The organism is Pseudodesulfovibrio sp., assembly GCF_028692895.1.
In the GTDB taxonomy this organism is placed as follows: domain Bacteria; phylum Desulfobacterota; class Desulfovibrionia; order Desulfovibrionales; family Desulfovibrionaceae; genus Pseudodesulfovibrio.
Map to the genome: position 1 here is coordinate 1 of NZ_JAQUWN010000071.1, position 17,520 is coordinate 17,520.

Here is a 17,520-nt window from a genome sequence, read left to right on the forward strand (position 1 = left end):
CGCAGGCATATTCAATTTCGCATATCCCGGAACGAAAGAGGTTCACCAACTTTTTTCTGACGCCGCAAGCGGCAGCCTCCTGCAACCACAGCAAGGTCCCAGAACCTTGATTGAATGCCGCGTCTGGCGTAGAGACGGATATCGGCATGAAAATCCTTCACATCGGCAAATTCGCCCATCCGGCAAGGGGCGGCATCGAAACCTTCGTCCGCGACCTCTCGGTCCGCCAGGCGTGCGACGGCAACGTTGTCACAGCCCTCTGCCATCAGGAGCGCCCAGGCCTTCCCGGGGATGTCCTGACGGAAAACGGCGTTACGATATTCCGCGCGTCTATCCTCTGCTCATTGGCCTTCGCCCCGATTGCACCGTCCTTTCCGCTGCTCCTGCGACGCATCGTGCGCGAGACGCGGCCCCAGGTCGTTCATCTGCATCTGCCCAGCCCCGCCGTCCTGTTCCACGCTTTTCTTCCGAAGGATGTTCCCCTGATCGTGCAGTGGCACGCCGACGTCCTGGGCTCGCCGAGCCGACGCCTGCAGGTCCTCTATCCATTCTATCGCGTTTTCGAACGCCGCTGCCTGGCCAAGGCCGCCCGGATCATCGCGTCATCGCCGCCGTACCTGGAATCCAGCCCCGTCCTTGCGGAATGGAAGGGAAAATGCCGCGTGATCCCGCTGGGCCTCGACCGGAACCGGTACCCCGAGGACGCCACCGCGACGAAGGCGGTCCCCCCGCTGGTGGTGAGCGTGGGGCGGTTCGCCTATTATAAAGGATTCGAACACCTGGTTCGGGCGGCCCGCCTCGTCACCGGGGTCGATTTCGTCATCGCCGGGGACGGCCCGCTGCGGGAATCGATCCGGCGCGAGGTCGAACGGCTCGGCCTGGTCGACCGGGTCCGGCTGCCCGGCGCCGTCTCCGACGCCGAACTCCATGTCCTGCTGCAGCGGGCGGCCCTCTTCTGCCTGCCCTCCGTGGACCGGGGCGAGGCCTTCGGCATGTCGCAGTTGGAGGCCATGCGCTACGGCCTTCCCATCGTGGCCACGGCCATTCCCGGCTCCGGCACGGGCTGGGTGAACCGGGACGGCGTCACCGGCCGGGTGGTTCCCCCCGCCTCGCCCGAGGCCCTTGCCGAAGCCATCCAAGGAATCCTCGACAACCCGGAGCTCGCGCGCGGTTTCGGCGAAGCCGCACGGCTGCGGTTCGAGGAATGCTTCGCCATCGACCGGGTCGCCGGGGCCCTGGCAGACGTCTACCGGCAGGTCGCACGCCCATGACCGTCCGCCCCGTCGCCGCGTCGATCCTGGCGGCGTGCCTGGCCCTGTTCATCGCCCTGGCCGACGCGGCCCACGCCCGGATGACGGAAGGCCTCGGGTATCCCCCGGGCACGGAGCGGCGCGCGGCCGCGGATTTCCTGACCGCCAGTCTGCCGGAAAGCGACCGGGCCATGCTCCCGGAGGCGTCGCTGCGCGAGAACGTCGACTATGCGCTCCTCGCCCGGGAGGAGACCCCCTGGGCCAGGGACGTTCCCTTCGACATTTTCCTGCATTACGTGCTGCCGCACCGGCTGGTCAACGAGCCGTTCAAACCCTGGCGCAAAGGGTTCCACGACCAGTTGGCCCCCCTGGTCCGGGACTGCCGGACAGCCTGGGAGGCGGCGGTGCGGGTCAATCTCTGGTGCGCGGCCAGGGTCGAATACCAGCCCTCCGCGTCCTGGCTCACCGCTCCGGCGGACATGTTCGCGGTGGGGTTCGGCCGGTGCGAGGACCTGGCCGTACTGTTCGCCGCCGCGGCCCGCAGCGTGGGCATCCCGGTCCGGGGCTGCTGGGTGCCGGGATGGCGGCGCGAAAACGACAACCACGTCTGGGTCGAGGTATGGGACCGTGGCCGGTGGCTTCCCCTGGAGGCGGCCTCCACGGTGGTCGACCCCAACGACAACTGGTTCCTCAAGCCCGCACGGACCGCTCCGGCCGTCTATTCCCCGGCATACGGCGAATTCAAGGCGGCGGACACCCCGATATACCGGCGCGGCCGGGGATTCACCACCCTCAACCTGCTCGGGCGCTACGCCGACACGCGCGAATTCGCGGTCGCCTGCCTCGGGCGTGGCGGGCAACGCGCCCCCGGCCTGCCGGTCTGTTTGTGGACCTACAATTCCGGCGGGCCCTGGATAGTGGCGAGGGCGCTGACGGACGCCTCGGGCGCGGCCCGGTTCCTTCTCGGTCCCGGCAGCTACATCGCCAGCGCAGGCGACGGCGTCGACGCCACCGCGGCTCTGGCCGAGGAAGGCGCATCGACCCGCCTGGACCTGCGGCGGGCGCTGCCCAAGGCCTGGTCCTGGACCCTGCGCCACCCGGCGCAGGATTCCCCGAACCGGTTCGACCCGCCGGACGCAAGCGTCCGGGCCGAACTCGCCGCCATGGCCGAAAGGGCGACCCGCGCCCGCAAGCGGCGCAAGGAAGACGTCCTCCTGCGGCTGGACGCCTTGTCCAAGGTCCACCCCGATACGCCCCGGGCCGTGGTCGACGCCTTCGCGAAACCCTGGCCCTCCGCGCTGCGCCTTTTTCACGAATACCTGGCCCTCGCCCCCGCCAAACGGCAATTGATCGAACCCCTGCTGACCGGGATGCGCGCCAAGGACCTGGCGCTGCTGCCCCTTGACGCCCTGGCGGACTTCGCCGCGTCGCGCAAGCGGGCGGCCGAAGCACTCCATTGGCGGCGCTTGCCCCCGCACTGGATCGAGGACGTCGCCTCGCCCCGCGCGCTGCGGGAGACGCTCTCGCTCCCCGGCAAGGAGCTCGACCGACTGGCCGCCGCCCTGCGCGGCCCCTCGGCCCGCGAATCCGTGAAGAACGTCGCGGACTACATGGCCTCGGCGGGACGACGCCGCCACAGGACCACGCTGTTCGACGCGTTCCTCCCCGTCGGGACCGTCTGCGGGCCGGCAGCGGGCCTGAGTGAAAGGGAGGCGACGGCGCTGTGCACGGCCCTGCTGCGGGCGCTGGGCATTCCGGCCCACCCCTCGGTCCTGGACGAGACCGCCATGTACTGGGACGGGGAACAATACCGGCCCGTCGCGACCCTGGCCACGGGGATCGACTGCCCCCCGGCCGCCGAGATCCAGCCGCCGCCCAAGGGACGGCTGCTCCTCTTTTCCGGCCAGGGAGATTTCATCGCCCTGCCCGACACGTATGGGGAACGCGTCCCCTGCCTGCGCAGAGGGGAGCTGCTGCGCGTCAAGACGCAACGCCTCGACGGGACCCGGATTCGCGGGACCTTCGAACGTAGCGCCGGGCGGGAGCGGCAATCCCCCTGAGCCGGACAGGGCTTTGACGGCGGCCACGAGAGGTTGTACCGGTTCTATTGCCGACCGGGAGTCGGGATGCGCAAAACGTACGAGCAGCCGCGGAGAAACCCGTGCAACAGCCATGCACCATCGCCATATGCACCTACAACCGGAACCGGGCCCTCCGGCGCTGCATCGACGGACTGATCGCCCAGGAGGCGGACATGTCGGCCCTGCCCGTGATGATCGTCGACAACAACCCCGTCCCCATGGCGGCGGACATCCTCCGCGACATCGACACGTCCCGGCTCGCGATGGAGATCATCCATCACGCCGAGCCCGGCCTTTCGTCGGCGCGGAACGCGGCCGTGGAGCGGGCCGCCACCCCCTACATCGCGTTCCTCGACGACGACGCCATCCCTCCCCCCCACTGGGCGCGCACCCTGACGGACATCATCGACCGGCACGCCCCGGACATTTTCGGCGGGCCGGTTTTCCCCTACTACACCGACGAGAAACCGGCCTGGTTCAGGGACGAGTATGAAGTGCGGTCGCACGCCTCCGAAACGGGATTCCAGACCGACGGCAGGGTCAGCGGCGGCAACTTCGGCGTCAGGACGGCCCTGTTCGAGACCCTGGGACGCTTCGACACCTCCCTGGGCATGGTGGGCCAATCCGTCAAGCTGGGCGAGGAACGCGAATTCGTCGAACGCTACAAGGCGCGGACTCCGGCAACGGAGCAGCGCATCTATTACGACCTGGGCCTCCGCATCCGGCACCACGTCCCGGCCCGCAAGATGCGGCTGGGCTACATTCTCGCCCGCCAATACGCGGCCGGGAAATCGATGGCGCAGATCCGGAAGAAACCCCTCTCCCGGTTGCCGAGCCACCTGCTCTATCTCGCCTACTTCGCCGCGACCGAGCCGATCCGGGAGATCGCGCGCCGCAACATCCGCCGGGCCGACTACATCTCGATACTCGGGGCCCTGGCGTCTCGATGGGGAAACATCGTCCAGATAGTGAAGAACGGCCTGAACCGGCCGTAACCCGGCGCAGTCCGCTCCAGACAGACGTGAGAAAGGGGGCGGGTGACGCCGACCCTAGCGGGACGCCAAGGCGGGCAACCCCAGGCAGCCGAAGGCCTGATTCTCGATCCGCTCCACCTCGGCCAGATCGACGCCGAACCGCGAATAGTCCGCCGCCCTGGCCGGGCGGACCGCGCCGACGACGGCGCCAAGGTCGCCGGGCGCATCCAGCCGCAGGTCCGCGAGGGCGCGGCGCACGGTTTCAAGCGGTTCGCGCACGAGCGTTTCGTACCGGATGAGGGAGCGGACCGGGAATGCCTGCATCGCGAGGGCCGCGCGCTCCAAATACTCGGCCCAGACGCGGACGTCCTCCATGAACTGCGCCGCCACCGCCGTGCCGGAAATGTATCCTTCCCCGTTCCGGCCGTCCTCCCGACGCCGCAGGCTGGCGGCCACGTCACGCCCAGCACGCACCACATGCAGCACCCGGGCGTTGGGGAAGACCCTGCCCCACACCGGCAGCGTGAGCGAGGAGCGCGGGTCCTTCCAGCCCCAGTCGCGCCCCGCGAAGGCGGCGTCGCCCCTGCTTTCCAGGTGGTCGGCCAGCGCCCGTTCGGCCATTTTCGCCATGTACGGATAGTGGGTCGCCAGGGCGTCCGCCGGGGGCAGGAAACCGAGGCTCCGCCAGGAAGCGCCCACGATGTCCAGAATGTCCCGGTTGATGCCCTGGAAAAGCTTCGACTCCCTGTTCCCGGACTGCTCGTCGCCCATGTTCACGCCGCAACCCTGGAGGATGCCGGAGACGAGGGAGGTGCCCGACCGGGAGCAGCCGACCACGATGACCGGCGAAGAGGCCTTCAGTTGCCGCAGCCGCTCCCTACCGCCCATGGGGACCCTCGCCGGATGGTTCGGGGTCGTCCAGGGGCTCCACGCGGTTGTCCCAGTCGAAAAGGGGCTTGACGACCCCCCGGTATTCCCCGCTGAAGAGCTTGTCGCCGTCAAAGGCCTCCACCACCTGGAAGGAAAGCGCGTTCTCCAAGAATATGTGCCGCCATTTGGGGCGGGCCGGGGTCACCAGGGCCACGGTCACGCTGAATTCGCCGGTGTTGAAGAAATGGGGGGGGATGCGCACCGATGAGACATGCCTGACGCCGCACTCCTGCACCGTCTTTTCGGGGTGGGTGCTGAAGACGTGCACGCCGTCCTTCAGGATGTGGGCGATCGGCACCACGGGCACGTCCCCGTAAAGCACCTCGAATTCGATGCGGATATTGACGGGCTCCTCGCGATAGAAAAGTTCGGCTTTCTCGCCCTTGCCATTGGTCAGCGACGCCCCGAGCAGCACTGCCCTGGCCACGGAACGGTCCGCCACGAACCCGCCCTGCTCCGTCTTCTCCAGCACTTCGGGGGAAATGGGTTTCGGGCGTTCCGCCTTGACCGACAGCGAGGAGACCAGCTTCAGCATCCGCTTGGAATAGGCCTGGGTCACGTCCCGGGAATCCCCCATCTCCACAATCCGCCCGCCCTCGAGCCATATGGCTTTTTCGCACAGTCGGCAGACCTCGTTGAGGCTGTGCGAGACGAAGATGAGCGCGCGGCCGCCCATGGCCATGGAATCCATCTTGCTGAGGCACTGTTTCTGGAAGGCGATGTCGCCGCCGGAGAAGACCTCGTCCAGCATGAGGATGTCCGGCTCCAGGAACGCGGCCACGGAAAAGGCCAGCCGGGTCACCATTCCCTTCGAGTAATATTTGATGGGCGTATCGATGAACCCCTGAAGGCCGGAGAATTGGATGATCTCCTCGATGCGCGCCTCCGTCTCCTTCCGGTTCAGCCCGTGGATCGAGGACTCCAGGTAGATGTTCTCCCGGCCGGTCAGCATGGGCCGGAACCCGACGCCCACGCCGAACAGGGCCGTGCTCCGCCCCCGGATCACCGCCTCGCCCTCGGTGGGCAGGACCAGCTTGGACAGAATCCTGAGCAGGGTGGTCTTGCCCGCGCCGTTCCGGCCGATGATGCCCAGCCGTTCGCCGGGCATGACGTCGAAATGGATGTCCTTGAGGGCCCAGAACGATTCCTCCCCCCGGAACGACTGCAGCTTGCCGCCCATGAGCAGGCCGGGCAGCAGCAACGTCTTCAGGAAGCTGACGCGCCCCCCCGGCTGGCCGACGCTCCCCTTGCTGTATCTCTTGGAGATGCCCTTGACGGATATGATAGGTTCCATGCGATTGCCGACGGTTACATTCTGTCTAAAAAGTACGTGAGCGCCTTCTTGAACATGCTCGTCCCCAGAAAGTACATCACCACGGCGAAGCCCGCGGAATAGCCGAACTGCTCCCAGGGAAACGGATATCCCTGGAACAGGCAGGCGCGAAAACTCAGCAGGATGCCGGACATCGGATTCAGGTTGAAGATCAACTGGGCCCGGTTGCTGATGATCTCCGGGGAATAGATCACCGGGGAGACGAACAGCCCCACGTAGAGGATGATCGAGAAAAGGCGCTCGAAGTCCTTGCTCAGCGACCCCAGGGCCGCGAACATGATCCCAACGCCGTAGGCGAGCAGCAGGAAGACGCAGAGCACGAGGGGCAGGAAAACCAGGTTGAGCCCCGGAGGCACGCCGTACCAGATCATGAAGCCGACCAGGGGAATCGCGCTGATGGACAGGTTATACAGGCTCAGCAGGGTCGCGACCAGGGGAGGAATGGTCCGGGGAAAGTAGATCTTCTTGAGCAGCCCGGCCTCCTTGACCATGCTCATGGCCGCTCCCCGTGAGGCCTCCACAAAGGCGAACCAGAGGATGATGCCGCTGTAGAAATACAGCATGTACGGCAAATCGACCTTCATGTTGGCCCCGGTCCGGCTCTTGATGAAGGAAAACACGAAGGCCATGGCCAGGGGACGGGCCGTGGCCCAAAAGAACCCGAGGGCCAGCTCGTCGAACTGCTGACGAAGGTTGCGCCAGATCATGCTCCGTATCAATCCGCGATACTTGAACATCTGGCGAATGCTGCAATTGGCGCCGCCGTCGTGGGGCGTGATGACCGTCACCACGGGCTTGGCCCCCTTTCCGTTCCGGGTTTCCGCAGTCGCGGCGGGAGCCCCGACGGACGCCTGTTCGGCGCCGTCCTTGCCCATCGTCCCCGTATTCTCCGCGTTCGCCATGATCCTCCGTCCCTGGGGCGGTCCCGCCCCGGCGGTTCCGCTAAGCCGGACCGCCGATCTTGTCGGCCAGGCTCGCCGCGTCCAGCCCATGCCGTTGCAGCACCTCCGCGGTCTGGCCGCAGCAGGGAATGCCCTCCACGCCCAGATTGACCACGGGCGCGCCCAGCCCCAGACGGGCGACCGTGGCGGCCACGAGCTCGCCCTGGCCTCCCCGGACCCTGTGGTCGTCCACGGTGACGATCCGCTTCGCCCCGGCGACGACGTCCTTGAGCCAGGCCGCGTCAACGGTGTTCAGCCAGGGCAGGTTGACCACCTTGGCCGCTATCCCCCGCTCCGCCAGCCTCTCGGCAGCCAGCCAGACCTGCTGCAACATCACCGGGCCGTAGGCGAAGATCACCACGTCCCCGCCCTCGCGCAGCACGCAGCCGCGGCCGGGCGTCAGCGTGTAGCCTTCCGGCAGGCGGTAGCCGATTTCGCACGGGACGATGACCAGGCGCAGGTAGGTGCTCCCCGCGTTCTCCGAAACCGCCCACCGGAGGCCCAGGCGGACCTCCTCCTCGCAGGACGGCTCGAACGCGGTCAGGCCCGGCACGTTGCCGAACAGGGCGATGTCGCGCACCGACTGGTGGGAGTGGCCCGGACCGGACGGGAGCAGGCCCGCGAGCGTCCCGGCATAGACGATCTTCGTATGCTCGGTCGCGTTGTTGAAATACTGCTCCCCGGCCCGCGTGGAAAGGAAGCAGGCGAAGGAGTGGACAACGGGCAGCTTGCCCGAGAGGGCGAGGCCGCCCGCCATGGAGACCATGTCCATCTCGGCGATGCCGCATTCGACGAAACGCTCCGGGAACTCCGAGCGGAAGGGAATCAGCCCGCAGTCCAGGGCGAGGTCGGCATTGAGAACGACCATGTCCTCCCGTTCGGCCCCGAGCTCCTTGATGGCTTCGGCATAGGCCGACATCAGCTTCTGGACCGGCCGCCCGGCGCCCGGCGCGCCGATCTCGACCGTCTCGTAGCCCACCCGCCCGATCCCGGCCCCGGCGCACAGCTTCGCCAGGGCGGCGTCGAGCTCCGCGAACGCGGCCGCGCACTTCTCAGGGGAGAGCGCCCCGGAATGATAGGCGTACTGCCCGTTGGTCGCCTCGGCGTCGAAGTCCTCCATGAAGGAGACGCCCTTGCCCTTGACCGTGTCCGCTATCAGGACCTGGGGGGCGGCCCGCCGGCCGGCCAGCGAGGCGAGCGCGGCTGACAGGGCCTTGTCGTCGTTGCCGTCGCAGCGTTCCACCACCCAGCCGAAGGCCGAGAACTTCGCCTCCAGGTCGCCGAGGTCGGAAACGTCCTTCACCCAGGTGTCGGACTGGATCTTGTTGTGGTCGATGATCGCCGTGATGTTGGTGAAGCCGTGGTTGGCCGTGGGCTGGAGCGATTCGTAGACCTGCCCCTCCTGCAGCTCGCCGTCGCCCATGAGCACGTAGACCCGGCCGGGCCTGCCGTCCAGCCGACGGGCCATGGCCATGCCCCTGGCCTTGGAGATGCCCATGCCCAGGGAGCCGGTGTTGGTGGCGATGTGCGGGGTGCGCACGTCGGGATGCCCGGGCAGGCCGTCCAGCCGCCGCAACTGGTGGATGAGGTCGAAATCCAGCCTCCCCAGGGCGATCAGGACGGTATAGATCGCCGGGGCGTCGTGCCCCTTGGAGGAAAAGGCGATGTCATCCTCGCCCAGCTCTTCCAGATACAGGCGGCTGAGGATGTCCATGGAGGAGAAACTGGTGCCCAGGTGGCCGGAGCCCGCCTTCTGGATCATGTAGAGGCAGTTGATGCGGCAGGCGGCTGCGAACAGCGGGACCCGCGCCTCGCCCGCCTGGGAAAGGAGCCTGTCGATTTCCGGCTTGGGGATGTAGTGCGCCATGTATGTCATGTTAGAGCTTTCCTTTGTCGGTATGGATATAAATGTCCTTGAGATCGGAATAGATGTCGATGGCCTCGGTGCCGGGTTCCCGGGAGCCGTTGCCGGAGTTCTTGGTCCCGCCGAACGGCATGTGCGGCTCGGAGCCGAAGGTTCCGGCGTTGACCACGGCCACGCCGGTCTCCACGGCCTGGCAGAACGCTATTCCCCGGTGGAAATTGCCGGTGTGGATGCAGGCGGAGAGGCCGTAGTCGCAGTCGTTGGCCAGGGCCAGGGCCTCGGCGAAACCCGGCACGGCGTAAAGGCAGCAGATGGGCCCGAAGAGCTCCTCCCGCGAAATGGGCGCGTCCGGCGGCACGTTCTCCAGCACGGTGGGCGCCATGAAGAATCCGTCCGCATGCGCCGCGTCCTTCAGTCTGTCCCCGCCGGTCAGCAGCGTGGCCCCGTCGTCGACCGCCTTTTTCACCGAGGCGATCATGTTGGCCAGTTGCCGTCCGTTGATGACCGGGCCGAAGTCGTCGCCGTCCCCGGAGCCGAGGCGCAGCTCGCCGGTCCGCTCCAGGAACCGTCGCTTGAACGCCTCGTAAACGGACTCGAAGACGATGATCCTGGCCCCGGCCACGCAGCGCTGCCCGGCATTGGAGAACGCGGACAGGATGGCCCAGTCGGCGGCGCTGTCGATATCCGCGTCGTCGCAGACGACAAAGGCGTTCTTCCCGCCCAGCTCAAGGGAAATCTTGGCCAGCCGCTCCCCGGCTATCCGGCCCAGCAGCTTGCCGACGCGGGCCGATCCGGTGAAGGAGACAACCCCGACGTCCGGGTGCTCGACAAGGGGCTGCCCAGCCTCGGGCCCCAGGCCCTGCACAATGTTCAACACCCCGTCCGGAAGCCCGGCCTCGCGGGCGATCCGGCCGAAGAGCCAGGCCGTGGCCGGGGTGTCCTCGGCCCCCTTGAGCACGACGCCGTTGCCGCAGACCAGGGCGGGAAAGACCTTCCAGGCGACATTGGCGATGGGGGTGTTGGCGGCGATGATCAATCCCGCGACGCCGACCGGCTGGCGAACGGTCATGGAGAACCGGTTCGGGACGCCCGTGGTGCAGGTCCTGCCATAGAGGCGCTGCCCTTCCGAGGCATAGAAAAGACCGACCTGGATGGCCGCCTGGGTCTCCCCGAGGGCGTCCTTCATGGACTTGCCCGTCTCGCGGTGGACGACCTGGGCGATCTCTTCCCTGCGGTCCTCCATCAGCCTGACGACGTCGTGCAGCACCATTCCGCGCCGGACCGCCGGGAGCCCTCCCCAGGCGGGCTGGCTCGCCCTGGCCGACCGCACGGCCTCGGCCACGTCGGCGGCCTCGGAGCGGGCGACGGAAAACAAGGGGGTCCCCTTGCACGGGTCGCACTTGTCAAAGGTCTTTCCGGACAGCGCGGGGCGCTCCTCTCCGGCGATCAGGTTGGGCACAAATTCAGGAACGTTCATATGCCGACTTCCTCGGGTATGGATTGCGGTATGCTTCAAACGACGACAAGGGCTGCGCGCCCGGCAAGGGCGGTCGGCCGGGATTGGGCGAAAACGGCGGAGGCGGGACCGACAAGCTATGACCTACCAGGCCGTCCAGCCTCCATCAATGACCATGTTCGATCCGGTCATGTAGGAGGAGGATTCGCTCATGAGATAGACGACCGCTCCGTTGTACTCGTTTTCGTTGGCCATCCGGCGAACCGGGACCCGTTGCGTGTACGCCTTCAGGAAATCGTCTTCCTGATGGTTGAAGACGCCGCCGAAGGTCAGGGTGTTGACCCGGACGCCCGACTCGCCCCAGTAGGTGGCGAGGTAGCGGGTCAGGTTCAGCACGGCGGACTTCGAGACGGAATAGGCCACCGGCTTGAAGAACGTCTCGCCCCGCTTGCGGCGGTATTCGTAGAGGTCCTGGCAGGGGGAGCCGACGCCGTAGGTGGAGGAGATGTTCACGATGGACCCGCGACCGGCCTTGGCCATGGCCCCGCCGAAAACCTGGCAGCACAGGAACGTCCCCTTCACGTTGACTTCCATGATCTTGTCGAAGGACGCCTCCGGGTAATCCTCGAAGGGCCCGTTCTCGGCCGCCGGGGCTCCGGGAGGGGAGTCGAGGGCGGCGTTGTTGATCAGCCCGGCGGGCACGCCGAAACGGCGCGTGATCTCCTCCAGGGCGCGGACCAGGGACTCCTTGTCCGTGACGTCCGCGCGCAACACGCATCCCCGGTCTCCGTAGGTTGCATCGAATTCGTCCACCTGGCTCTTCGTGGGCGCCAGCTCCAGGACGACGACATTGGCTCCGCTCGAATGCAGGGCAAACGTAAACTGGCGGCCGAGTTGCCCCAGGCCGCCAGTGATAATGCACGTTTTCCCGGCCAAATTGAAAAGATTGCTCATCGGTCCGGTGGGGTTATTTCAGGATTTCGTAACTCAGGTCGCCATCCTCGGGCAGGTCCCGGGTCAGGGTCATGCCGAGCACCTTGTCCAACTCGTACGGCTTCAGGCCGTCGGCCGGGCTCTTGAAACCGAGGTCGGCCTCGGTGAGCACCGTCCCGGCGGGCAGAAACCGCGCCGCCACGATCTTCTTGCCCATCTTGATGATGGGCGCGACCTCGAATTCGAGGCTGCGCTTGACGCCGTCGCCCAGGGCCAGGCGGGCCCGGGTCAGGTCCCGCACCAGGCGCCGCAGCCCCTGCGGCTCCAGGGAGAAGGCGTGGTCCGTTCCCTTCCAGGTGCGGTCCAGGGTGAAGTGCTTTTCAAAGATGCGGGCTCCCAGCGTGAAGGCCACCAGGGCCATGCTGATGCCGTTCTGGTGGTCGGAGAGGCCGACGGTCAGGTCCGGAAAGGCCTCGCGATACGTGGAGATCACCCGGAGGTTCATGTCCTCGGCGCGGCAGGGGTAGGCCGCCGTGCACTGCAGGATCGCCAACTGGTCGTTGATGGGCAGGATGGCCTCGACCGCGCGCCTGACGTCCTCCAGGGTGCCGCCGCCCGTCGACAGGATGACCGGCTTCCCCTTCCGGGCGATGTGCCGAAGCAGGGGGATGTTGGCAAGGTCGCCCGAGGCGACCTTGTACATGGGCATGTCCAGTTGCTCAAGGAAGTCCGCGGAGTTCTGGTCAAACGCGGTGGCGAAGAAGTCCAGGCCGAGTTCCTCGGCGTAGGACTTGAGCTCGATGTATTCCTTTTCGCCGAATTCAAGAAAATCCCGATGCTCGCCGTAGGACTTTCCAAATGCGTTTTCGGAAAGATACGGGGCATTGTACGCCTCTTTGGTGAAGAGGGCATGATTGTCCCGTTTCTGCAGCTTCACGGCATTGACACCGCATTCCTTGGCCCGCTTGAACATGTCCTTGCAGACATCCAGGCTGCCCTGGTGGTTGTTCCCGATTTCCGCAATCACGTATGCGGGGGAGTCATCGGTGATTTCACAGCCGTTGATTATCAGTTTTTTCATTGAATATCCTTGAATCATGCGTAGATGGTGTCAAGTAAACGGGACGATATACGGAGAACAGTTACAATGCAAGAAAAGCAGGGTCAATAGATTATCCGGACATGAATGACTGATGTTCCCGGAGTCCTCAAGCCAATGGCCAAGTCCGTTTTCCTAACTTTCCACATTGATCTCGCCTCCCCTTTCCGCGGAGGCATAGGCGGCGTCGATGATCCTCGCCAGGGTCAGCATGTCCGACGGGGGGCAGGGGTTCGCCCCGCCGCAGACGGCCTGGGCGAAACTCTCGTGCAGGGAGGGGCCGACGACGGCGGACACGAGCCGGGGCGGCTCTTCCCCGATGAACACATTGACCGCGCCCGTCTTCTCCCATGACAATCCGGCCCGGTCGCCCCTGGCGACGACGCGAAACGGGGACTCCGGCCCGTCGACCGCCCAGGCGACATCCAGATCCAGCGTCGCGCCGCCCTCGAACCGGACCAACGCCACGCATCCGTCCTCGACATCCATGACGCCGTCGCGCCGGACCGGACCGTTCCAGACCTTGCGGGCCTCATAGGCGTCGAGCCGCCCCCTGAACAATCCCGACATCGTCGCGGAGACGCGCAGCGGCCGGGGGCGGCCCAGGAACGACCAGGCCACGTCCAGGACGTGAATCCCGGCATCGAGAAGCGCGCCGCCTCCCGCAAGGGAGCGGTCGGTATGCCACTTGCCCGGTCCGGGGATGCCCCGGCGGCGGACCCAGGCCGCCTGAACGTGGCGGACCGTTCCCAGCGCCCCCTTCCCAATGACGTCCCCGGCGGCCCGAAAGTGCGGAACGAACCGCAGGTTCATGCCGCCCATGAGGACCCGGTCGGCCAAAGCCGCGGCTTCGGCCATCTCCCGGACCTCCGCCCCGCTCACGCCCAGGGGTTTTTCACACAGGACGTGGCAGCCCGCCTCCAGCCCCGCCAGCACATGGCCGCGATGCAGCGCATTGGGCGAGGCGACGACCAGCGCATCCGGGCGGGAGTGCGACAGCAAGCCGTCCAGCGAATCGAACACCGGAATCCCCAGGCACGGGTCCTTGCCGAAGGGCGGGGTGCGCTTCACGGCGCCCACCACGCGGTGCCCCAGCCCGGCCAGTTGCTCGCAGTGCCGTCTCCCGACGCACCCGAGCCCCACAATGCCGATGGAAAGCGGGGAGTCCATCGCTACTCGGCCTTGGAATTGATGCCCGGATACAGCCGTGAGCACCGGGCCAGCACCCCGGGATTGCCGTGCCGCTCCAGGTAGGCGCGCCACCTGGAGGCGATTTCCCCTTCCCATATTTCGAGCAGGGACTGGGATTGGATGTTGCCGTACACGAGGTCCGGATAATCCGCGCAGTTGACCACGGAGCCGTCCGGCTGGACGGTCATGGACTTGAAGCAGGCGCACCGGTCGCCCTTGGGCGGCAGGTCCGGGGACTTGAAGTAGTGGAGGATGCCCTCCAGGTCGGCCGGACCGGTCACGCTGGCCTTGGGCTGCTCCAGCAGGTACTGCAGGTTCCGGTGCAGACGGGCGCAGTCCTCGTCCGAAAAGGAGTCGATGTTCAGAAAGTTGCCGAGGTGGGAGGTCGGCTCCACGCCGAACTCCGTCCGCAGGACCCGGGCGTACTCCTCGGCCATGGCCGGGGTGGCGAACCGGGGAAAGTGGAACTTGATCATGTCCAGTTCCGGGAAACGCGAGGCGAAGGTCTCGTAATACCCCCGCATTTCGTCGATGTTGCCGGGCAGGATCGTGAAGTGCACCTTGACGGAAGGTCTGGAAAGCCCCTTGCGGGTCCGGCTGTCCAGCAGGTGGGCGCACGTCTTTTCGTAAAGGCCGGGCAGTCCTCGAATATTGTCGTGCACTTCCGGATAATGGCTGTCGATGGAGACCGAAAGCATGTCGATGTCGGCGTCCAGGATGCGCTCGTGGTATTTCCCCAACAGCAGGCCGTTGGTGGAAAAGCCCGTCCAGACGCCCCGCTTCCGCAACTACTCCACGATGTCGAAAAAGCGCGAGTGCAGCAGGGGCTCTCCGCCGAAAAGATAGCAGGTCTTCAGGGACGGGACCTCCTCAAGCCGCTTGATGACCAGGTCCGCATCCAGCTCCCCGCCGACAAGCTCCTTGCCTTCGGGCAGATTGACCTGGCCGCACATCCGGCAACGAAGCTGGCAGGCGTAAGTCAGCGTAAGGATGACATGTTTCATCGGAGGAGCTGCTGGTGTCATTGCAAAATCCTTGTTGCCGGGGACTCGCGCCCGGCGGTTTCGGTTCAGGGGATTTCGGGGAGGACGGCCTGCCCGCTGGTCACGAGATGTTCGGCCACCACCCAGTCCTCGGGGAAATTGAGGTCAAACCCCTCCTGCCCCTCGGAGACGAAGGCCAGGATTCTGTCGCCCGTGATCCTGCCGTGCTTCAGGGGAAACTCGGTGCGCGCGATCTCCAGGCTGGCGTTCTGCACGAACACCTCGGGCAGGGCCTGGTAGGGACGGCTGTGGAAGGGCACTTCCTCGGTCCCGGGAGTGGGGAACAGGGGGTTGAGCATCCCGCCCTCGATCCGCCACATCTTGTAGGGATGCTCGTGGCAGCGCTCCACGGCGCGGAGGGTGTCCGCATCCGGGGCTTCCCGCAGGGCGCGCCATGCCCGGCGGATGGTTTCGGCCTGCCGGAACGGGTTGGTGGGGCGAAGGATCGAGAAGAACTCGTACCCGTCTTCCAGCCGCTCCAGGGCGTGGCGCACCCACTGGATGTCGGGCGATTGATCCGCCGCGTATTCGGCGGGCCGTAAAAACGGTGTTTCCGCCCCGTACCGGACGGCGATCCCGGCGGTCTCCGGATCATCCGTCGAGACGATCACCCTGTCGAACACGCCGGACTGGCGGGCGGCGGCGATGGTGTAGGCGATGATCGGGTGCCCGTGGAACTCCCTGACATTCTTGCCCGGAATCCGTTTTGACCCCTGCCGGGCCGGAATAAGTGCGACAACGCTGTTGGACATGATTGGTGCTCTTCGATGCATTGGTTATCACTTCGCCAAAAATCTATAGGAAATGCGCGGCCGTGGCAATTCGGGGCTCGCATCTTCCGCGCTCCCCCGTTCTCCCGCTAGTCATCCGCGACAAAGGGGACGTTTTCCAGAATCCCGTTGCAGACCAGGTCCAGGCCGAGGTCCGCCCCGGGGCGCAGGTCCTCCAAAGAGCGGATGGTCGGCCGATACTGCCGGATGCAGTTGGTCGGCTCGAAAAGGTTCAGGCGTATCATCCTGCGGAAAAAGAAATGATAGGCATACTTCCGGGCCAGGGCGAGGGACTCCGCGTCCAGGCTCCGGTCCGCCAGCACCGCTTCGAGCTCCGAGAGGTATTCCTCCCGGGACGACGCCTCCCGCACGAACCCCTTTCCCCTGACCCAGGCGTCCCCGGCCACCAGCACGGGCTTGCCCTGCGCCGCCATCTCGATGCCGGTCTTGGTGTTGTAGATGAGGACCTGGTCGCAAATGTCCATGAGGGAATAGGTGCTGATGGCCTTCTCCGGGGGCACGAGGATAACGTTGCCCGGCAGCTTGCTGAAACGGCGCCGCAACGCTTCGTCGACCCGCTGCCGGGAAGGGATGGTCCCGGTCGCTTCCGCCGGATGGATTCGGATGACGAGCTGGCGGTCCGGTCGACCGGCAAAGAAATCCACGGTCTCCACCACCCAGGAGATCATATCCGGGAAGGCCATGTCCTTGTAGTGCAGCACGGCGTCCCACATGACGCTCGTCAGCAGCCCGGTGGTCGGCAGGGAGGGGTCCAGGCCCAACTCCCGAACCGCGGCGTCGAGGTCGAAGGACGGCCGGCCATGGAACCATATCCAGTCCTCCTTGCCGAACCGGCGGCTGTAGAGATAGGCGTCGAGCCGGGTCTGCTTCTCCTCGTCCCAGGGGATGTTCCGCCAGGCGTTCACCGGCTCGGAGATCATCGTCTTGTGGTAGGTGTCGTCGTGGCTGAAGATGAAGGTCCGGCTCCGGTAGCTCGGGTTCCAGTTCACCGTGCGCACGCCCATCTTGTGGCAGACGTCCCGCACGATGCCCTGGGGCACGTAGATGCCGTGGTGCAGGACCACCACGTCGAAATGGTGTTCGGCCAGGAGCCGCTCAGCCATGCGGGCCGTCAGGATCGCCGCCTCCAGGTAGTCGCGCAGCACCTTTTCACCGCGCCGCTCCCCTTGCAGGTCCCCCCTGGCGAAAAACCGCAAAGCCCCGGCGTAGGCGTGCTCCCCCACGTTGATCCCGTCCAGGGAGAACGTCCGGATGTCCGCCGCGTCCATCTCCCGCCCGAGCTGCCGGGCCTCGTCCAGATCGGACTCGGTGAGGAAGTCCCTGTAGGCGTGCACGGGAAGGCCCAGCGCCCCGTAGGCGCTGGCGGCGGGCGCATGGCAGCTCCCGCAATAGCCCCGGGTCAGAGGGGAAGGCAACGCCCCCTTGCCGTGCCAATGGATCTGGCAGGCCATGCAGGCGGGCAGCGCGTGATCGCACAGCAGGAAGGACGGCCGGGCTCCCCGCAGATAAGTGGGTTCGGGAAACTGGGCCAGTAGCTAAGGTGGACGTAAGAAGCCCGAAGGAAGCTTTTGATGCCCAAGCAGAGAAGAAAGTTTACCGCCGAGTTCAAGACCCGTGTCGCCCTGGACGCCCTT

General features: G+C 66.2%; 15 protein-coding genes. 3 read left to right on the forward strand and 12 right to left on the reverse strand.

The window, feature by feature from the left end; translation table 11 throughout:
• Positions 1-146: 146 nt before the first annotated feature.
• The 3 genes from PHP91_RS14345 (at position 147) to PHP91_RS14355 (ending at position 4,326) form a co-directional block, all read left to right on the forward strand.
• A complete protein-coding gene (locus PHP91_RS14345) occupies positions 147-1,271 on the forward strand; it encodes a glycosyltransferase (protein WP_300142095.1) in 1,125 nt (374 codons plus the stop codon).
• A complete protein-coding gene (locus tag PHP91_RS14350; protein WP_300142098.1) occupies positions 1,268-3,310 on the forward strand; it encodes a transglutaminase domain-containing protein in 2,043 nt (680 codons plus the stop codon). Before PHP91_RS14345 ends, PHP91_RS14350 begins: the two co-directional genes overlap by 4 nt.
• A 101-nt stretch (positions 3,311-3,411) precedes the next feature.
• Positions 3,412-4,326: a glycosyltransferase family 2 protein gene (locus PHP91_RS14355; protein WP_300142102.1), complete on the forward strand. Its 915-nt coding sequence runs from the start codon at positions 3,412-3,414 to the stop codon at positions 4,324-4,326.
• Positions 4,327-4,380: 54 nt separating this feature from the next.
• Here the strand turns inward: PHP91_RS14355 and PHP91_RS14360 are convergent, their stop codons facing one another.
• The 12 genes from PHP91_RS14360 to PHP91_RS14415 all read right to left on the reverse strand — a co-directional run bounded on the left by PHP91_RS14360 (position 4,381) and on the right by PHP91_RS14415 (position 17,337).
• On the reverse strand, positions 4,381-5,193 hold the full coding sequence (locus PHP91_RS14360) for a sulfotransferase (RefSeq protein WP_300142105.1): 813 nt from the start codon (positions 5,191-5,193) through the stop codon (positions 4,381-4,383).
• Complete coding sequence (locus PHP91_RS14365; RefSeq protein WP_300142108.1) at positions 5,183-6,529, reverse strand: ABC transporter ATP-binding protein; 1,347 nt, start codon at positions 6,527-6,529, stop codon at positions 5,183-5,185. The genes PHP91_RS14360 and PHP91_RS14365 overlap by 11 nt, the downstream gene beginning before the upstream one ends.
• 14 nt (positions 6,530-6,543) lie before the next feature.
• Positions 6,544-7,443, reverse strand: coding sequence for an ABC transporter permease (locus tag PHP91_RS14370; protein ID WP_300142111.1), 900 nt, complete (start codon positions 7,441-7,443; stop codon positions 6,544-6,546).
• A gap of 67 nt (positions 7,444-7,510) precedes the next feature.
• Entirely contained in the window at positions 7,511-9,385 is a 1,875-nt protein-coding gene (locus tag PHP91_RS14375) for a transketolase C-terminal domain-containing protein (RefSeq protein ID WP_300142114.1), read from the reverse strand.
• A gap of 1 nt (position 9,386) precedes the next feature.
• Entirely contained in the window at positions 9,387-10,850 is a 1,464-nt protein-coding gene (locus PHP91_RS14380; RefSeq protein ID WP_300142117.1) for an aldehyde dehydrogenase family protein, read from the reverse strand.
• Between the two features lie 123 nt (positions 10,851-10,973).
• The gene (locus PHP91_RS14385; protein WP_300142120.1) at positions 10,974-11,783 is read right to left on the reverse strand and encodes an SDR family oxidoreductase; all 810 of its coding nucleotides are present in this window, start codon (positions 11,781-11,783) and stop codon (positions 10,974-10,976) included.
• Positions 11,784-11,796: 13 nt separating this feature from the next.
• Positions 11,797-12,843, reverse strand: a complete 1,047-nt coding sequence (locus PHP91_RS14390) for an N-acetylneuraminate synthase family protein (protein ID WP_300142123.1) — start codon at positions 12,841-12,843, stop codon at positions 11,797-11,799.
• A gap of 153 nt (positions 12,844-12,996) precedes the next feature.
• Positions 12,997-14,031, reverse strand: a complete 1,035-nt coding sequence (locus tag PHP91_RS14395) for a Gfo/Idh/MocA family oxidoreductase (RefSeq protein WP_300142126.1) — start codon at positions 14,029-14,031, stop codon at positions 12,997-12,999.
• 2 nt (positions 14,032-14,033) lie between these two features.
• Positions 14,034-14,840: a radical SAM protein gene (locus PHP91_RS14400; protein ID WP_300142128.1), complete on the reverse strand. Its 807-nt coding sequence runs from the start codon at positions 14,838-14,840 to the stop codon at positions 14,034-14,036.
• Complete coding sequence (locus PHP91_RS14405; RefSeq protein ID WP_300142131.1) at positions 14,841-15,056, reverse strand: hypothetical protein; 216 nt, start codon at positions 15,054-15,056, stop codon at positions 14,841-14,843.
• 65 nt (positions 15,057-15,121) lie between these two features.
• On the reverse strand, positions 15,122-15,847 hold the full coding sequence (locus tag PHP91_RS14410; protein WP_300142134.1) for an acylneuraminate cytidylyltransferase family protein: 726 nt from the start codon (positions 15,845-15,847) through the stop codon (positions 15,122-15,124).
• 107 nt (positions 15,848-15,954) lie between these two features.
• A complete protein-coding gene (locus tag PHP91_RS14415; RefSeq protein WP_300142138.1) occupies positions 15,955-17,337 on the reverse strand; it encodes a hypothetical protein in 1,383 nt (460 codons plus the stop codon).
• Positions 17,338-17,520 lie beyond the last annotated feature (183 nt).